General features: G+C 56.7%; 11 protein-coding genes and 1 pseudogene. 8 read left to right on the top strand and 4 right to left on the bottom strand.

The features are described from left to right. Positions 1 to 662: 662 nt before the first annotated feature. Together RX327_RS32065 and RX327_RS32060 are read left to right on the top strand one after the other, a co-directional pair. Positions 663 to 1,550, top strand: coding sequence for a 3-keto-5-aminohexanoate cleavage protein (locus RX327_RS32065; RefSeq protein ID WP_317248233.1), 888 nt, complete (start codon positions 663 to 665; stop codon positions 1,548 to 1,550). A gap of 1,494 nt (positions 1,551 to 3,044) precedes the next feature. Beyond that, on the top strand, positions 3,045 to 4,697 hold the full coding sequence (locus RX327_RS32060; RefSeq protein ID WP_317248232.1) for a class I adenylate-forming enzyme family protein: 1,653 nt from the start codon (positions 3,045 to 3,047) through the stop codon (positions 4,695 to 4,697). A 1,035-nt stretch (positions 4,698 to 5,732) separates the two neighbouring features. Here RX327_RS32060 and RX327_RS32055 read toward each other — a convergent pair. The 3 genes and pseudogenes from RX327_RS32055 to RX327_RS32045 all read right to left on the bottom strand — a co-directional run bounded on the left by RX327_RS32055 (position 5,733) and on the right by RX327_RS32045 (position 7,973). Beyond that, positions 5,733 to 6,671: a cyclase family protein gene (locus RX327_RS32055; RefSeq protein WP_317248231.1), complete on the bottom strand. Its 939-nt coding sequence runs from the start codon at positions 6,669 to 6,671 to the stop codon at positions 5,733 to 5,735. 344 nt (positions 6,672 to 7,015) lie between these two features. Further along, positions 7,016 to 7,262: pseudogene (locus RX327_RS32050) on the bottom strand (IS5/IS1182 family transposase); the annotation flags it as partial. Beyond that, the gene (locus RX327_RS32045) at positions 7,263 to 7,973 is read right to left on the bottom strand and encodes a hypothetical protein (RefSeq protein ID WP_317248230.1); all 711 of its coding nucleotides are present in this window, start codon (positions 7,971 to 7,973) and stop codon (positions 7,263 to 7,265) included. Between the two features lie 866 nt (positions 7,974 to 8,839). Here RX327_RS32045 and RX327_RS32040 point away from each other — a divergent pair. From RX327_RS32040 to RX327_RS32030, 3 genes are all read left to right on the top strand, one after another. Beyond that, positions 8,840 to 10,009: a Xaa-Pro peptidase family protein gene (locus RX327_RS32040; RefSeq protein ID WP_317248229.1), complete on the top strand. Its 1,170-nt coding sequence runs from the start codon at positions 8,840 to 8,842 to the stop codon at positions 10,007 to 10,009. A gap of 264 nt (positions 10,010 to 10,273) precedes the next feature. Continuing rightward, the gene (locus tag RX327_RS32035) at positions 10,274 to 11,131 is read left to right on the top strand and encodes a CmcJ/NvfI family oxidoreductase (RefSeq protein ID WP_317248228.1); all 858 of its coding nucleotides are present in this window, start codon (positions 10,274 to 10,276) and stop codon (positions 11,129 to 11,131) included. An 83-nt stretch (positions 11,132 to 11,214) separates the two neighbouring features. Then, positions 11,215 to 11,901, top strand: coding sequence for an SDR family oxidoreductase (locus RX327_RS32030; protein WP_317248227.1), 687 nt, complete (start codon positions 11,215 to 11,217; stop codon positions 11,899 to 11,901). 775 nt (positions 11,902 to 12,676) lie between these two features. Here the strand turns inward: RX327_RS32030 and RX327_RS32025 are convergent. Next, complete coding sequence (locus RX327_RS32025) at positions 12,677 to 13,435, bottom strand: SDR family NAD(P)-dependent oxidoreductase (protein WP_317248226.1); 759 nt, start codon at positions 13,433 to 13,435, stop codon at positions 12,677 to 12,679. A gap of 207 nt (positions 13,436 to 13,642) precedes the next feature. Here RX327_RS32025 and RX327_RS32020 point away from each other — a divergent pair, with 207 nt between their 5' ends. The 3 genes from RX327_RS32020 to RX327_RS32010 all read left to right on the top strand — a co-directional run bounded on the left by RX327_RS32020 (position 13,643) and on the right by RX327_RS32010 (position 17,488). After that, positions 13,643 to 15,367, top strand: a complete 1,725-nt coding sequence (locus tag RX327_RS32020) for a thiamine pyrophosphate-binding protein (RefSeq protein ID WP_317248225.1) — start codon at positions 13,643 to 13,645, stop codon at positions 15,365 to 15,367. Between the two features lie 274 nt (positions 15,368 to 15,641). Then, a complete protein-coding gene (locus RX327_RS32015; protein WP_317248223.1) occupies positions 15,642 to 16,292 on the top strand; it encodes a GntR family transcriptional regulator in 651 nt (216 codons plus the stop codon). Between the two features lie 308 nt (positions 16,293 to 16,600). Continuing rightward, positions 16,601 to 17,488 (top strand): LysR family transcriptional regulator, encoded by an 888-nt coding sequence (locus RX327_RS32010; protein WP_317248222.1) that lies wholly within the window; start codon positions 16,601 to 16,603, stop codon positions 17,486 to 17,488. Positions 17,489 to 17,755: the final 267 nt, after the last annotated feature.

Raw genomic sequence — 17,755 nt, 5'->3', positions numbered from 1 at the left:
GCTCAATCTCAATCAGCCAGACAAGGCGCTGGTCCGCTGCGTCGATGAAAAGAGCCAAATCAGGCCGCGATCGTATTCAGTCCCGTCAGCCCATGAAAAAGGGGCACGGCGGCACCATGACCCACGACTACAAGCGCAACGGCGCCACAATCTTCTTCACGGCACCCAGCACGCTGGACGGCAAGGTAAGGTGATCGGGAAACGTTGCGCGTGCATCTGGTCGTTGACAACTTATCATCGCGTCGGCCGTGAGATCGACGCCACTATGAAGCCGTCGTTCAAGCTCGGCACGATAAGCGACGCGGATCACAGGTCAACATTTTGGTCATGCTGGCCGTGTCCAATTGACTGCAGCGATGTCGTAAATGCGACAACCTGAAACGCTCATTCCTAGAGCAGGTTGCTTCCCACGTTTGATTTCTATCACAGGCTAGTTAGGCAGGAGAGTCCCTGAGTGGCACGTCGATTGCTGGGATAAAAAACTGCTGCAGCTAGGACGCTCGCAGAGCTGTGACGCTCGGAGCTTCCGAGAGTCCACTCGTTGATCTGGCCAATGCGATATTGACGCCCTGAGAATGCAAAGGCGTAAAACATCATGAGATGAAACTGTCGTAGAAGCTAGGTGGGCAGAGGTCGAGCTTAGGTGAATAGGAGATCGCGCGATGATTTCAGAGGTGTTCATTACCTGTGCGGTGACTGGCGGAGGCCCTGTGCCTAGCCAAGAGACCGTTCCAGTGACTCCGCAAGAAATCGCCGATGCCGCAATTGAGGCAGCACGGGCCGGCGCATCGGCAGTTCACCTCCACGTACGTGACCTAAAGACCCGGCGGGGCGTGCTGGATCTTGGTCTTTACCAGGAACTTGTAAAACGCGTTCGCGATTCCGATGTGAACCCAGTGATTAACCTCACCACTGGGGAGGGCTGCTATCTCGCGCTCGGTAGCCCCAACGCTCCTCTGCCGCTCGAGCCGCAGACGGACATGCTGGGGGCGCTTGAGCGGCTCGTCCACGTCGAAGATCTGCGCCCGGAGATCTGTACGTTGGATTGTGGGTCCTTGGTTAGCAAGGCGGGTGAGTTTGTCATGGTCAATACTATCGGAACCCTGAGGATGATGGCCGCCCGCCTGCAGGAGCTTGGCGTGAAACCAGAGCTCGAGGCGTTCGACATTGGTCACCTGATGATAGTGCAAGACCTGGTCAAGGAAGGGCTGATTGATCGTCAGCCGCTGATCCAGATGTGCTTGGGTGTGGGCTACGGTGCACCGCCGGACTTGATGACACTTCTGGCAATGGCGCACCAGCTACCGCCGGGTGCCGTGTATTCGGCGTTTGCGGTCGGGCCAATGCAGCTTCCGTTTGTGGCCTTGGCGCCGCTCATCGGGGCGAACGTGCGGGTGGGGCTGGAGGATAACCTGTATCTTTCCCGTGGGCGGTTGGCCAACAACGCACAGCTGGTGCAGCAAGCAACTGAGATTCTTGATCGGATCGGGGTACGGGTAATGAGTCCGAATGAGATGCGCGAAAAGCTTAAGCTAAAAGTTTATGCCTAAGAGGTCGACTGATGCTTGAATTCTAGGCCTGCTGAGAAGCGGCCGCACGTAGTCGGGGCGCTCGAAGGTGGGCATCGTCGGCGGTTGGGCCGGCCCACTTCATTCTCGACGGCATCAACGTGAGGCGCCAGCCGCCACGGGCGAGCAGATGCTGCTCACGTCGACGCCGGCAGCGGAGTAGCGAACCCACGCAGGGAATGTGCGCGACGCTCGGCTGCACGTACTCCTGCTCCAACCACAATGCGCCAGCGCAAATATCCGCCTGCGCTAAGCTACGTCGGTCGCTGGTAGTGATCTTGATGACAGCGCGTAAGGATCGTGGCTGATGAGGATTTCCGCTGCGACGACTGTCGCGCAATCGTCGAGCTCTGATCGATGTGGAAAGTCAATCAGCGAGCGTGTGCGACGGCGATCGTCAGGGACGCGCTCTAGTGCAGTGCAGCGGTCATTATTTTTGACGCTCATCTTAATGATAGGTGCTCGAGTCCGTTGCTGACGGCCTCGAAGTTGACCTCGCCGCGTGCGGCTGCAGCTCCTACGCGGGTTATCTAGGCAAACGGGACAGTCATCCTTTCTCTTGCTGCCAAAGGGCCTTCCGACGGGGCGGGCTGAACAGCAGCAGATTTGGCACCACTCGCCCTGGCCTCGCGACGAGCGCAGTTGCGCGATGTCGACGGTATTTACTCTCCTCACTGACTCGTTCGTCGGGTCACGCCTTCCATCCGGATTGTCGCGCTTGTATGAGACAATTTTGCGCAGACACACGATGTTCGGCAACGCCGCCCGGGCAGGCCTCATTGTGCGACTCAGCAACTAGCGCCGCTAATCCAGACCAATCCAACTACAGAATTGCAAGCGTTCATAGTCGGTAGGTCCCAGCCGTGCCGCTATGCGCTGCAGGCTCTTGCGATCGCCGCTGAGACCAACGCCGGAAGCGTACAGGGAAGGCAAACATCACTAGGACCCATGTAAGTGTGAACAGCGGTCTTGAGCGTTAATCCTTTGATCTCAGCTGGATCTCATGCGATTCCGTCCTCGCGGACATAGCGGGTTCCAGCGTCTTGAAATTCTTTCCGCCGTGGCGGTCCTCATCCCAATCGGCGACAACCACTAGAGTAAGTAGTGCCTCGATCCTTGTTAGTGATGTACAACGCGCTCTGTCGGCTAAGACGGTTCATCACGCGTAGACAAGTAAAGATTGCAGCTGCCAGTTGATCTGCTTCGCGCCCGATCTTCTTTTCAAGGAAAAGACCAGCACGCCGCATCCTCTTGTGTTCACGCCGTTCGAGTAGGCAACCGTGCGTTTAGCTCCGATGACTGTGTCGCCTTATCAACCCTTATCACCATCTGGCTATGTTGAGAATGAGACGCCCGAGTTCTGCGGCATGATGACGGCGGTCACACCGGTGATCTACGAACCTTTCGAGCTATCAAACGTAAAGATGTGTCCATTGTGGGCCTTCTGTCTTCCTTCAAATTGAACTGCTTTGAACAATGGCTGCTACAAACCTTATACAAACGCAACTGCAAGAGCGCGTCGCTAGCGCGTTGCGTAATATCGAGACGCTAGAATCTGCATATGAGACGATCACGATCGGACAGCTGGTTTCAATGCGGGCCAGAACGCACGGGCCAACAACCGCAATCGACGTCTTTGGACGCGACGAGCACGCGACATACTCCGAGATGGATCGTTTGTCCAACAAATATGCGCATGCGCTGCGTACGTTCGGCGTACGCAAGGGTGATCGAATAGGGGTGATGCTGCCCAATCGCATTGCATTCCCGATCGTTTGGTTTGCAATCGCCAAGCTTGGTGCGGTAATGGTTCCCATCAACATGCGCTACACGCCGAGGGAAATTGAATACGTTCTCAGCGACACGCAGGCCAAGTTCGCTGTTATCGACGAGTCTGCGACGTCTGTGTTCTTGGCCATGGAGCCTTGGCCGCAAGATCTTGCTAAGGAGCAAGTAATTCTTGTTGGACAATCTTCCAACGGGATAGCTACTCCGCTGGACGAATTGCTAAAAGGGGTCGACGACTCTCTGATGGAGGAGTACGTCCAACCCGACGATCTGTTGAACATTCAATATACCTCAGGGACAACTGGCCTTCCGAAGGGTTGCATGTTGACGCACGACTACTGGGGCGTGACTTCCTACCAAGGCGCGTGCGCGGACGGTCAACAGTTCCAGCGGTACCTCTCTACGCAGCCTTTCTTCTATGGTGATCCGCAAGGACATCTTCTGAAGTCGTATCGGCAGGCTGGCACCCTCTACCTAGCTCCGTCAATGAGCCTGACGCGATTCGTCGGTTGGCTCAAGCAGCATGCCATCGAGTGGTGCTTCTTCCCTGAGCTGATCGCGCGCCAGACCGAGGCTTCCGACGAAGATGAGGCGACATGTCTGAAGCACACTCTGACGTGGGGCTGCAGTCCTGATACGCAACGCAAACTCCGGAAGCGATTTCGAGTTCGCACACAGGATGCTTATGGGATGACGGAAATCGGGTTCGGCACACAAATGCCGATCGACCTTCTCGAGATGGCGGACTCCGGTTCGGTCGGGATTCGTGCACCGTTTCGAAATCTGCGATTGATGAATCACGACGGTAGGCCCACGCCAGTGGGCGAAGTCGGTGAGCTGTGGGTGAGTGGTCGTGGAATCCTAAAGGGCTACTGGAATACGCCGGGAGCGAATAAGGCGTCGTTCCAAGGCGAGTGGTTCAAGACCGGCGACCTACTGCGGCGCGATGAGCTAGGCTTCTATTGGCTGGTAGGCCGCGCGAAAGACGTCATTCGACGCTCAGGCGAGAACATCTCCGCGCGCGAGGTGGAGGCCGTCATTCGGGAGATTTCCGAGATCGCGGATGTGGCCGCCGTGCCCGTTCGTGACGCCAAGCGCGGTGAAGAGGTCAAAATATATGTGGAGCTAAAAGAAGGTCTCACACAAGGCGATCTGCCCGTAGATCGCATTCTCGAACATGCTCGCGCTAATCTCGCCGTGTTTAAGGTGCCGCGGTACGTCGGCTTTATTCCAGAGCTCCCGAGAACCACGTCCAGCAATAAAGTGCTCAAACGTGAGCTAGTGGCGCTGAGCGATCCGCTGGCCGGCGCCTATGACGCTGAGAAGAAGCGCTGGCGCTGAAGCGTACTATTCATCCAACTGTCCGCACGCGTGCAATTGCTGGTTCCCTGTGGTCTAGGAGCACATTGACGGCCTCTGTAGGAAGCCCAGTCTGCCATGACATCGACCAGCGACGACAAGAAGAATATCGCGTGGAGGTTGCGGGAAGCGGCGGCTGGGCATTTAGGTAAGCATCAAGTCAATGCCGATGCCCGGCTATGTTGCCACACCGTTACAGTTGAATTCACGGAGAGTTCAGAGTGGCACCGGTCGGCTGATGGATGACGAGATTGTGCGTCTGCGCAAGCTGGGGGTTGAGATGATGAGATGTCGGACGAGCGCACCTGAAAACGTTGGCGGTCGAACGCGTTCGCAGATATATTGAGGAGGCGCCGACCACGGCTGCGCAGGCCGCGACTATTAGCCTTGATGGAGTCAAGGCGGAGGAATGGCGCATCCTGATTGGCGCCGATGCGCACGAAGCTCGATGAGCGCGTGCGGCGAGATCCGGAAAACGCTTACACGCCTGAGTCACTCGGTAAGATGAATAAGTTTTCTCGTGGCAAGATGTTGACGTAGCCTGGCTGCAGGATCTGAGTTCCTGAATTATCAACAGGTGACTGGAGGCAAGCATTCTGCTGTGCCACCAAGGTCTTGCGCAGATCGTATACCAATAAGACGGAGCCAGAATTAGAGCGCGTCCTGCGGGGTCTCGACGACGACCGAGCGATGATTGAGTGCTCTCATGTACCCGTGCTCGGACTGAAGATGGTGATCGTCGCGGTGGAACTTACTGGGTGGCCGTATCGGCCCGGCGCAACAGGCAGCCTTCGTTAAAAAAGCTCTCGTAATTGTTGTAACAAACACCTTGGCTCTCGATGGGCAGGACGGCGGCGAGCGTGCTTGGAGCGCCGGCGCGAGCTGTCTCTTGCTAGAGGATGACCACCTCGCCAACCTGCAGCTCGAGGTCCGTGCTGTCAGAATGTTGTTACGCGGAAACCGCGTTAATCTTCGACAGGGTCGGATTTGAGTGCGCCCGCTTCAAAATCACACAGGCTATTTCAGCGCCTGCGGATTGACCGGCGATCCAAAGCCGCCTGTAACTTCCAATGGCGGTGCCGCAAGCATGAAGCTGTACCGTCCATCGGCGTCGCAGTCGGCGGCCAGCGCCTCCAAGTTGAACATCTCACCCAGCGGCATACCCATGTCTCGCAGTGCCAGCATGTGGAAGGCGAGCGGCATGTCTGAGCCCAGCCCGTCAGCATCCATGATTTCCACAGCCATGTTGTCGGCGGCCACAGCGGCCAGCGACTTGTCATGACCCCACTCGGCGCAGGTGTAACTGAGGCCAGGTTGCATCCCCATAAAGGTGTCCCGGTCCCCATCGGCCGTGAACCGCAGCATGTGGCCGGTGCGTACCAAAAGGATGTCACCCGCGCCAACACTTACGTCCTGCTTTTCGCACGCAGCGTTCAGATCATCGACCGTGATTGCGTAATCGAGCGGAAGCCGCTCGATCCCCTTCAACCTTGCAATATCCAGAAGCACCCCGCGCGAAACAATGCCGGGGGTTGCCATATGGTTGATACCCATCTTGAGCGCGCCGTTTTCGGTGAGACATTCGCGCGCATTGCAACCGTTGTAGAGTTGGCCATCATAGTGGACGTGACCAAGTGCGTCCCATTGAGTCGAACATTGCAGCGGCATGTGGATGACGTCGTCCGAATAACAGACACCTGGTGCCGCCGCGGGGCCCATTGGCGTGAACAGGTCGGTCGCGTAAACCATCGGGTTGAATCGCTTGCGACCCAACTGAGGACCATCGCGGTCGAACCGCAGGCCGAGGTTAAACAGCTTTCCGTCGCGCACCTCGGCGGCCGCATTCTTCAACGTCTCGGGCCCAATGTGATTTAGCGCACCACGCTGATCCGCTTCGCCCCATCGCCCCCAATTGCGCAGCTTCTCGGCTAAATAGTCAAAATTGACAGGTCGCATAGCCGCCTCCTTTCGGGTTTCGGAACGTTGAGCAGTTTCCGACTGTTTGGCAGAAATACCTCTTCTGCGCTTGGCATTGTTTGTTAGCATATCGGCCAAGCCATGACTGTGTCATCGGGAAGTGGCATCTATCGCTTCGCAACAATCCTGCCCGTCTTTCACACAAGCGCAACCCGGCCTCGCTATTGATTCAGCAACGGATTAAGTGCGCGCCGTCTAGCAAAAAAGAGGAACATTTGCGCCGTGCTGCTCGACATCCGGCCGGTGCCATGCAGCGCGCGCGCATCCTTAAGGTCGAAAGGATCTACGCACCAACTCCTGTGATAGGCGCGGCAGCCGTGTCGCTTCTCGCCTGCAGTGATCATGAAACCGTACAGGCCATCCCAAGTCCCGACGGCCATACGTATCTTGGTGCTCAGGCCACCGCGCGAACGATCGATCGCCTGAGCAGTCCCCTTTTTTGGGCCCCGGCAGCATGCTGATGGGCGCTCAAACAATGGCGGAATCGACAATTAGATATTCGAAGCCCGGATCATCAGACATCGCCTCAAACATCCGCCACCAGACGCCATTGGCACTCCATCGGCTGAATCAGGTCGTCGATGCCATGGCCAGTCGGCAGAGGTCCGTGATGCTGAAGACTGGAAGTTTCGTAATGCGGCGGATGGCCGGAGCGACAACCGGAAAAGCCGCGCATTCGAACAAAATAGTCCCGATCTGCGGATGTGCTGAGCGAAGACGCGTAATGCATGCGGCAACGTCTGCCTCGATTGCGGCTACGTCCAGCGGCGGCGCCGGCCGCTTGAGTTCGTCGTGCCAGAACTTACCTCCTTCGATGCCGCCGATTACGATCCTGGCTCGCTCGGCCCGGTTTTCAATCCCGAGCAGATGTTCAGTGCAACAGGTCGAATCATAGGTCAGGACCGCGATCATGGCGCGCGCCGGCAATTGGCGGAGCAATGTCGGTAACAGCAGTAGGCTTGACATGATAACCGGTACGTTGACCGAAGTCGCCACTGCCAGTTGATGCCGAACAGAGAAGCCGCATGTCGAGCTTATGGCGACGGCCCCTCGCTGGACTAGACGCTGAGCGGCGGCGACGAAGGCCGGCTCAAGCGCCGGATCACCACGTACAACGTTCTCGACCCAAGCTCCTGCGACGGTTTCAGATATGGTTACAAAATCGAACGTCGTCGGATTCAGCATTGAGCCGACCGCTGGGGCGGGCGGCGCGGCACCGACCGGAACTCCACGTTCGAGGTTCAGTATGCCGAGAGAGCGTGGTGGTACCTGCAAGGTCATGTATACAGCATAGCAGAATCTACTGCTGATATCCTCGAAGAAAGATCGTCATATAGCCGAAATTCTACGCCCCCTTGGACAAAATCGCTGCTTCACCAGTCAACTGCTTCCGTAGCCCATAATCGAAATTGCACGCGCCATTCGCCAAGTCCATTCGATTGGTTTTGGCGATCTCTTTTGAAGCGCTAAAGCGAGCTTGGCTCTAACCATACGAAGACGTTACCGCGGATAGCGATATGAGAGTTGCAAGCCCGGCATTTGGGATCCATGGGTTCCGCTACGCAGTCGATTCTAATTTGATGGTTTCGAAGATACTAGCGATATTTGCGCGGCTACTGTCGCAAAACAGTGGATGTCGGGCAACTCTTCGGGCGAATGATTGTGCTTTTCGTTCGCGTATGAGGGCAGTCGCTAAGAAGCGCCGGATATTCGGCATCGGGGTAAGCCTATGCAGAACGCCTTAAACCGGGTCGCTCTACCTTGCGTTAAACGGTCGACCTCAGTTGGGCGCTTTCTGACGCTGTGCACAGAGTACTGGCTCATTGTTGAAGAATTTGGGCGGAGACGAGACCAATTTAACGGAATTCACATCCGCCAGCTTCTTATAGTACTGCCGTTAAGATCTTTTCGGGCCTTGGAGGTTATGTGTATGAAGCTCGAGCAGAGGCCTAACCCACGTGGGTGCCGCTTCCGTTTGTAGGCTAGCCGACTAGGCAAAGGTGCGGAGCCCTGGGCAGTTACATCTTCGGCCGACGGCAATCGACATCAGCTTCCTCTCACATAAAGTTTCGGAAGCGACCAAAATCCGTGGGCTCGAAGTCGAGCATCTGCACACCTCAGATATCCAAGAGGCGGGAGCCAAGATAATGACCATTAGCAAGGGACCGCAAGTGTTTCCTCGCACCGAGTACTTGCGAAGACTTCAGGCGGTGAAATCGGAAATGGCCAAGCGCGAGATCGAGGCGCTCGTCGTGACCTTCGACCGAAATATCAATTATCTCACGGGCTACACAGCCCGGTCCGCTTATGTCCCCCAAGCGCTTGTCATTTCGAATCACGATGAGGAGCCCTCGCTCATTCTGCGTCTTATGGATGCTCCGGCTGGCATTCATCTCACGTACCTTGAGCGGAATAAAGTAATCAGCTATCCCGAAGCGCTCGTCGGCAACCCAGAAAAAGATGGTTACGATGCCGTAATCGATTTTCTTCGGGAGGCTAACCTTTCAAACCGCGGAGTTGGACTCGAGATGGGGCAGCTTCCAGCGCGAGCGGCGGAGAACTTCAAGAAGCGCTTGCCGGATGCGAGATTTGTAGACTGCACACACGTCGTCACATGGATCCGGGCCATCAAGTCCGAGCTCGAGATAGCTCTAATGAAGGAGGCCGCTGCCATCGCCGATGCCGGCATGATGCGCGCGGCCCAAGTAATTCGACCGGGGGTGCACGAAGCTGACGCCATCGCTGAGATATTGTCCACCTTGGCGCACGGCGCAAATGGCAAGCACGGAACAGGGATCGCGAATATCTATATGTGCTCCTCGCCGCGCACCGGAACCTGTCATATCACGTGGAGCGACGACGTCTTCCGCCAGGGCTCCCAAGTCAATCTTGAACTTGGAGGTGTGCGCCACACCTACACAGCGGCGGTCATGCGAACGTTTTCCATCGGAAAGCCGTCGGACCGTTTACGTCGTCTGCACGACGCCGAGGTTGCGGGCCTCGAGGCTGCGCTTGGAACGGTCCGACCGGGAGCAACGTGTAATGATGTCGCGCAAGCGTTTAACCAGACCATCGAGAAGCACGGCTTTCAGAAAGATTCTCGATGTGGTTACGGTATCGGGATCGATTGGAACGAGGCGGTCACGAGTTTAAAGGAGGGAGATATGACAGTTCTGAAGCCAAACATGACCTTCCATCTCATGCTGGGCAATTGGCTGGATGAGGATTTTGGCTACGTCCTCAGCGAGACATTTAGGGTCACCCGATCCGGCGCCGACGTGCTAACAGGCGTGCCACGCGAAATTTTCGAAATCTAGCTGCATGCAAGCGACGACGGGCGGCGCATGGTAGGGATTGCTCGTCGTCTAGCGCTGGCCAGGCGACCTAGTAGGCTCTCAATTGTCGTCGATCCGAGGCTCTGCCTCGCCCAATTCTGGTGGCGCGGCGTCGCAGCGAGCAGGAACTGTTGACGCCGATTTGCAGAATTTCAACGCCTCGCGCTCAATTTTGCAGCAATTCGTCCGTTAGCGTCATCTAGGTTCTTTGCTTCGTAGCTGAAGAGCTTCTATGGGAGGGGCGTGATGCAGCTTTCTTCGAGAGCGCGCGTGGAGCGCTATCAGTTGGAAAGCGTGGAGGGCCGAATTGCCTTTGCTCGGCGCTCACACGGCGAAAAGGCCTCAGAGGTTCTGGTAGCCTCATCCGATGTGCCTATGGTGAGCTACGACGTAACTATCCGCAACGCGCACCCGATCGTGGACGAGTTGTCTCTCGACAAGGAGGGGTTCACTTTCATTCAGCGTAAACTGTCCTGCGCAAAGGAGCGTGACCCGCAAAAAATTCGCGAAAGATATTTGGAAGAAATGGTCCCATTCATTAAGGACTATTTCAATGCGTCGTGGGTGGTGCCCAAGCGAGACGCGGTCATCCTCCGCTCTTCTGGCGGCGACTCTGCTCCGTCAGCAACAGAGAAGGACGATGGTTTCGTCAGGGCGTATGTGGCTGGCTTTGCACACATCGACTATGCGCCCATCGCCGGCCCCGTTATGGCAGCGCGCGAGGAGCAGCTGCGGGGCAATCCAATTCGAGCATATTCTCGATTGATGATTATTCAAACCTGGCATGCCCTTTCCGAGCCCCCGCAGGATTTTCCTTTGGCCTTCTGCGATGGCAGTTCCGTCGTGGATACTGACCTCGTCGAGTCGCTCTACGACCGGTACAACGTCAGGCATAAAACTTGGCTTCTTCACTATAGCCCCCTCTATCGGTGGTACTACTTCCCTGAAATGAGCGCAGGCGAATTCCTGCTTTTTAAGGGCTACGATTCCGACGACAACCATAATCCGAGGTCGGCACACGCTGCATTTGACAATCGCCGCACATACCCGAACGCGAAGCCTCGCAAGAGTATCGAAGCGCGCTTCTTTGTGTACTGCGAGTGAGTACCTGGCGCGATCTTACAGTGTCTGAATTCCCAATCTCTGGGTGGGAATTGCAGCTGCGACAGATGGGAGGCCTTCCTTAGATGAGAACAGTGTTGATGACGGGCGCCAATCGGGGCATCGGCCTTGCGCTTGCCCGGCAGTACGCGGCCGGGGGCGCCCAAGTCTTTGCCTGCTGTCGTAATCCAGAGCGGGCTGACAAGCTCAAGGAGCTCACAGTATCGTCCTGCGGTCGCCTACGGATTGTCCAACTCGACGTCACCGACGAGGCTTCAATTGCATCTCTCACGACCGTCCTTGGGGATCTGCCGATCGACATCCTGATCAATAATGCTGGTATCAGCGGCTTGTCGGCCGATCGCATCGAGGCTGAGGGCTATATCAAGACGATGTGGGTCAATGCGCTCGCACCAATGCTTATCGCCCAGACGCTACGGGAAAACTTGACGAGGAGTGCCGAGAAAAAGCTCGTAGCGATTACCAGTATTATGGGATCGATTAGCACTGCCGGTGGTGGCAAGTACGCTTATCGTGCATCGAAGGCGGCGCTCAACAATGGCATGCGCGGGCTCTCGCGCGATTGGGCCCAGGACGGCATATTGGTGGGATTGCTAAACCCCGGTTGGGTTCAGACGGAAATGGTCAGCGGCCAGATTGCTTACATTTCGGCTGAAGAATGCGCGCAGGGTCTTATCGAGAGAATTGCTGCGCTCACGCCTGCCACCAGCGGCGTTTTTCAGGATTACCGCGGTGTGAGGAGTCGCTGGTGAACTCTCACTTGAGGCCCAACATGCGAAAGCTAGCCGCCGGGTTTATGGCACGGGCAGGCTACCGAAATATGCGTGGTCAGAATTCCCAGAGCTCGATGCGTCTCAGAACGGATCGTGCGTGGTTCGTTCCGCATCAAAAGGCAATCGTTGATAACGAGATGTCTCCTCTGCAATTGACGGTTGGTCGGGCGTTCCGATCGATGATAACCCGAGAGCATCTCACCAGCCATCCAACGGCTCATACGGCCGCGGAGTTACGCACAAGACGTAAGCCATGAATACACTGAATTCGGACAATGTGTGAGGTTACCGCCACGGACGCCAATGTAGGAGCTACATTATTTGAAGGTCGACCATTAGCTTTCGGATGAGCCAAGAACAGCGTAGCGGGTCGGACACAGCGATTGATCGCACCTATAACGACTGACTGACGTTTTCCAACGTTGAATAAGGAGGAGAGGTCGGAAACAAATAGCGACAAGGGCAGGGACTCCAAGGCCTGGATCACGGAATCCTAGCTGCGGCCGCTCAACGATGACGTCACGCTCGCGACTGTGCGCTAACCAGATTAGATTGCGAGCGATAAAGTCGCGGTTCGCACGACTTTATCGCCGTCCCATGCAGCTTACTGCAGGGGCTTTGGTGGCTCTCAAGTACGATGATCCGCCTTTTGTCCGCTGATCGGTACGCCAAGCCGCTAGAAGGTTCGAGCGTGAACTCAAATTTGTGTATGTTTCACGCTCGCAGAGGTTGGGATTGAATCGCGCCCTAGTAGCTAAAGCGTCAGACCACCATCTATGACGATAGTCTGTCCTGTGATCATTGGTGCCGCAAAGCCCAGATACACGATCGTTTCGGCAATATCCTCGGGAGCGCATCTGCGCCGCAGAGGAGTTCGCTCGATCGAGCTTTGCCGTTGCGCTTCCGTCCACTCAATCTGCCAAGTGCTATCGACCGCGCCCGGCGCCACCGCGTTGATCCGGATCTCTGGTGCGAGACCTTGAGCAAGGTGTCGCGTGATCGCAATGATACCAGCCTTACTTGCCGCATAGGCCAAACTAGATCCTCGCGAGGTCAATGCTGACACTGAGGCCAAGCTTACGATCGCGCCTCTCGATTGCCGCAAGGATGGTGCCGCCGCCCGCGTGCATCGAAAAAGCCCAATCAGGTTCGTATCCAAGACCGCCGACCACAGCTCGTCGGTAATGAGGTCGAGATCGGAGGGCGAAATGGACTTTCGTGCTCCCGGCGTGCCAGCATTGTTAACGAGGAGGTCGAGCCCTCCCATCTTGTCAACTGCGACGCTTACGAGCTCTGCCTCATTCCCATCACCTATGGCGCCGGGTACGCCGAAGACGTTGTAACCGTCTGCGCGGAGCTTGCTCACTTCCTCCGGCCCCCTTGGATCGTCGGAGAGGTGATTTAGCGCAACAGTGCACCCCGACTGTGCCAGCCGCTTTAGAGTGGCCAAGCCGATGCCTGAGGCGGCACCGGTGACGAGCGCTCTTTTTTCGGAAAGTTCGTAGCGGATCATGGTCTCTCCTTTTGCTTCTCTCACAAGCGTTCCCTTCCGGGGCGCAGCCCATGGCCAGCCGCGCGCGGCGAACTCGCGTTGACGCGATGTTTTATATCATATAAAAAATACGCACAGCGCGAAATGCTTCGCACCGATGGGCTCCGTCGGGACGATCAGTTGCCGTGCTCTGGAACCACGCCGACCTGAGAAAGGAACAGGGTAGAGATGAACAACGTGAGGTTGTCAGCGGGTAATCCCGCGTTCGTGCCAGCTCGCCGCATGACCGGAGGGCGCTTCATTGCGGAAACCATCAAGGCGAAAGGAATATCTCACGTCTTCTTCATGGATGCCGTTCTGCGGCGGGCGCTCACCGAGATGGAGGATCTCGGCATCAAGCGGATCCTCGGACACTCGGAAAAGGGAATCGCCTACATGGCTGACGGCTATGCACGCGCATTGCGACGCCCTGCTGTTTGCATGGCGCAGTCCGTCGGGGCTGCAAATCTTGCCGCCGCTCTCCAGGAGTCCTGGTTTGCCTACTCGCCGGTCATCGCGTTGACAGGTCGCCACCCGGCCGCCTACCAGTACCGAAACGCTTATCAGGAGCTTCCACACGAGGCGCTTTACGCCTCCGTTACGAAGTTCAGGGGTCGCGTTGATGAGGTGGCGCAATTGCCCCATCTCCTCCGCCAAGCATTTCGAGAGGCGACCACCGGCGCTTCCCGTCCCGTCCATCTCGACATTGCCGGCTATACGGCCGATGTTGTTGGCGCCGCCGAACTCACGGCTACCATCTGGCCCGAAGAGACCTACGCAAAAGTGCCCGCTTTCCGTCCCTCTCCGGATGCGGAATCGACTAGCCGTGCTGCGGCTGCAATCGCGGCTTCGGAGCGACCTGTTATCCTTGCCGGCGCGGGCTTAATGATGTCTGGAGCCGAGGGCGCGCTGAAAGCGTTCGTCGAAGACCATGATATTCCAGTCGTGATGTCCCTTGACGCGAAGAACGCTCTTCCGGAGTTTCATCCGCAAAACGGAGGAGTAGCCGGAACCTACTCGCGGTCCTGCGCCAACAAAATTCTGCACGATGCCGATCTTGTCATGTTCGTCGGCAGTGATACAGGCGACATGATTACGAACCACTGGAAGCTGCCGAGACCGGATGCGCGAATTGTACAAATCGATATCGATCCGGCGGAGCTTGGTCGCAACTTTCCCGAAGCTATTGGTGTACACGGTGACCCCAAAGCGGCTCTCGAGCGGCTTGCCTCGGAACTACCAACCCGTGCGCGAACTGGTTGGCTGCGAAAGGTTGCTGATTATGTCGCCGAATGGCGGGCAGAAGCGGATATCGCTCGATCGTCCGACGTGACGCCGATCAGGCCGGAGCGCCTCTGTCGGGAAATATCGGATTGGCTTCCGAAAAACGCAATGCTGGTGGCCGATACCGGATACGGATCGCACTGGAGCGGGACGCTCGTTTATCTCACCGAGCCGACTCAGGGCTATCTGCGAGCCGCTGGCTCCTTGGGCTGGGCATTTCCCGCTTCGCTTGGCGTCCAGTGTGCTTTGCCAGATCGCCCCGTTATCTGCTTAACCGGCGACGGCGGCTTTATGTATCATCTTCCCGAGCTGGAAACAGCGAGGCGGCACGGGCTTAACGTGATCACGATCGTGAACAACAATCATTGTCTTGGGCAGGGTCGAAGAAACATCGACTTTGCCTACGAAGGAAGGGAGGGCAATAAGGAGGAGATCTTCGCCTATCGAGATACCGATTTCGCCCAAATCGCGCGCGATTTCGATTGCTTCGGTGTGCGTGTCGACAGGCCCAGTGACTTAGGCAAGGCGTTCGATGATGCGCGCCGGTCCGGTAAGCCCGCAGTTATTGACGTGGTGACAGAGTTTGAGGCGCTGGCTCCATTGCCATGGACCCCGCCGTCCGGAAGCTAGGCTGGGGTTGGACTTCAAGGGGCTTGGCGGCCCCTTTTTAGGCTTTTGTGGCTTCCCGGCGCCGTGTTAAATGGTGGTGCGTATAAGGAGCAAGCCTACGGACCGTCACGCGGTCCGAGACAGGAACGAACAGAATATGAGAAGGGTAGGATCGCGAGACGCAGAGTCCCCTGCTTCCTCTTCACGGTTCGCCATGCTCACCGACTTTGATCGCCTCCACGTTGGACGTGATAACCTACACGCAAGGGCATATTTGATGCTCCGGAAAGCGCTGATGGCGGGCCGGTTCCGGCCGGGTCAGCGACTTCTCCTTAAACCATTGGCCGAGGAACTTGGAGTTAGTGTAACCCCTGTCAGGGAGGCGCTTTTGCGGTTGGCTTCCGAGCACGGCCTTGTTGCGCATCAGTCGCGTACGATGATGGTTCCGGTAATGAGCGTGGCTCGGTTCAGGGAAATTCGCGACATTCGAATTGAGTTGGAAGGCCGCGCGGCTGAAGCTGCGGCGAACAACATCTCCTCTAACGATGTCGTCGCCTTACAAGAAATGCACGAGCAGCTGATGTTCGCGAGACAACGGCGCGAGGTGCAGACCGTACTCGCAATCAACCAAGAATTTCATTTCAGGATCTACAGATCATCCGACCTACCTGTCGTGTGTGGGCTAATTGAAAGTCTGTGGGTTCAGATCGGCCCGCTTCTGACGCTTAATGACTTCAGCGAATCAGCGACCGCAAAAGATCATCCACACCGATCGATACTGGCGAGCCTGGCGGCAAGGGATGGTGCAGGTGCACGCCGTTCTTTGGCAAACGACATAATGTGGGCAAGTCACCATCTTGAGAAAGCCGTCCTTAGGCTGAATGAGTCGGCGGAAGGCAAGAAAAAACAGACGGAAGGCTCGATGTCGTCTGTCGGCGCGAATTGAATGCGGGCCACAATATGCCAGGATCCTTGCCCGCTGGCGTGGAGGAGAGTTAGTCAAGCCGGGAACCCCGGGGCGGCAGCACAACAGCTTTCGCCTCGTCCGCAGAACTGAAGCCGAGCCTTTCGGATTGTTGGCCAGTTGTCCGGATGAACGCGGGCGAACTGCTGCCGCTCTCCGCCATTGGTGAAGTTCAGAACGGTTGTTGACATGGCAGCCCCTTCAAAGCTTGATCGCATTTACTAATGAGCGCATAGATTTGCGCATCAATCATCGGAATTCGCCGGCTCCATTGTTTAGAGATTTTGTCGATGGATTGGGAAAGTGTTCGAATCTTTCTGGAAGTCGCGCGCGCCGGACAATTTCGAAAAGCGGCAAAGCATTTGCGACTGAACCATGCGACTGTCGCCAGGCAAGTCACCGGGTTGGAAAATGGTCTCAAGGTGAAGTTGCTTGAGCGTCATACATCTGGTTGCGTGCTAACCGTGGAAGGAGAAGCCCTCGCTGCGGCCGCCGAAGGCGCCGAAAGCGAGTTTCTCAAAGTTGAGGCGAGCATTGGAGGTGCTACTGGATCAATCATTGGTACGGTGCGCGTTGGTGCGCCCGATGGATTGGGTAACTATTTTCTGGCGGATCAATTGGGGAGGCTCGCAGCCATACATCCAGGTTTGGTCGTTCAACTCATGCCGCTTCCTCGTACATTTTCATTGTCGCGGCGAGAAGCTGACATCGCTATAACTCTCGACCGGCCAAAGCAGGGACGATTGATTCTCTCGAAATTGACGGATTACACGCTGAGCGTTTATGCAGCTGAGAGGTATCTCGCGCGCGAAGGCCGGATCGAAAAGGAATCAGATCTAACGGGCCGGTTGTTCGTCACGCATGTGGATGATTTCGCCTATAGCCCGGCGCTGGACTACGCCTCAGCGCTTGGCCGGCTGACGTCGCGCCGCTACGAGTGCAGCAGCGTAGTTGCCCAGATCGAGGCCGTGCGCGGCGGCCATGGTATTGGGATTTTGCATGACTATGCTGCCGGTCGCCATCCTGAGCTTCGGCGATTGCTTCCTGAGGTGCGGTTCGTGCGAAGCTACTGGCTCACCTCGCACCCGGATACTCATGAGGTGCGGCGGGTTCAGGAAGTCCACCGCTTCATAGTAGCGTCAGTAAAGTCATCGCGGGCGAGCTTCTGTTCTGATTAACCAATTGGATCCCAGATTTTCGAGCTGCGCGTAATGCAGAATCCTCTCTCACGGAAGCTCATACCAAGCGCTAGCAAGCTTGCGAGGGGCGACTTCCTTTTTGGCTCGAATCGATTCGGGATGGAACTGAATGCCATAGGTTGGTTGGCCGCGAAGATCTCGCCTTCAGATGTGTCGTAGTTGAGGCTTTGGGCTGCGCGCACGCGCTATACATGCGCCGGAACACCATTGACACTGTCGACCTAAGCAGATGCCAAGAGATGCGTA

It is taken from the genome of Bradyrhizobium sp. BEA-2-5 (genome assembly GCF_032918025.1).
Lineage (GTDB): Bacteria > Pseudomonadota > Alphaproteobacteria > Rhizobiales > Xanthobacteraceae > Bradyrhizobium > Bradyrhizobium pachyrhizi.
This window is presented reverse-complemented; position numbering and strand designations above follow the sequence as displayed.

Bases quoted from the DNA above. Each gene is read 5' to 3' on its own strand.
- RX327_RS32065 (WP_317248233.1), top strand. From the start codon at position 663: ATGATTTCAGAGGTGTTCATTACCTGTGCGGTGACTGGCGGAGGCCCT.
- RX327_RS32060 (WP_317248232.1), top strand. From the start codon at position 3,045: ATGGCTGCTACAAACCTTATACAAACGCAACTGCAAGAGCGCGTCGCT.
- RX327_RS32055 (WP_317248231.1), bottom strand. From the start codon at position 6,671: ATGCGACCTGTCAATTTTGACTATTTAGCCGAGAAGCTGCGCAATTGG.
- RX327_RS32045 (WP_317248230.1), bottom strand. From the start codon at position 7,973: ATGACCTTGCAGGTACCACCACGCTCTCTCGGCATACTGAACCTCGAA.
- RX327_RS32040 (WP_317248229.1), top strand. From the start codon at position 8,840: ATGACCATTAGCAAGGGACCGCAAGTGTTTCCTCGCACCGAGTACTTG.
- RX327_RS32035 (WP_317248228.1), top strand. From the start codon at position 10,274: ATGCAGCTTTCTTCGAGAGCGCGCGTGGAGCGCTATCAGTTGGAAAGC.
- RX327_RS32030 (WP_317248227.1), top strand. From the start codon at position 11,215: ATGAGAACAGTGTTGATGACGGGCGCCAATCGGGGCATCGGCCTTGCG.
- RX327_RS32025 (WP_317248226.1), bottom strand. From the start codon at position 13,435: ATGATCCGCTACGAACTTTCCGAAAAAAGAGCGCTCGTCACCGGTGCC.
- RX327_RS32020 (WP_317248225.1), top strand. From the start codon at position 13,643: ATGAACAACGTGAGGTTGTCAGCGGGTAATCCCGCGTTCGTGCCAGCT.
- RX327_RS32015 (WP_317248223.1), top strand. From the start codon at position 15,642: ATGGCGGGCCGGTTCCGGCCGGGTCAGCGACTTCTCCTTAAACCATTG.
- RX327_RS32010 (WP_317248222.1), top strand. From the start codon at position 16,601: ATGGATTGGGAAAGTGTTCGAATCTTTCTGGAAGTCGCGCGCGCCGGA.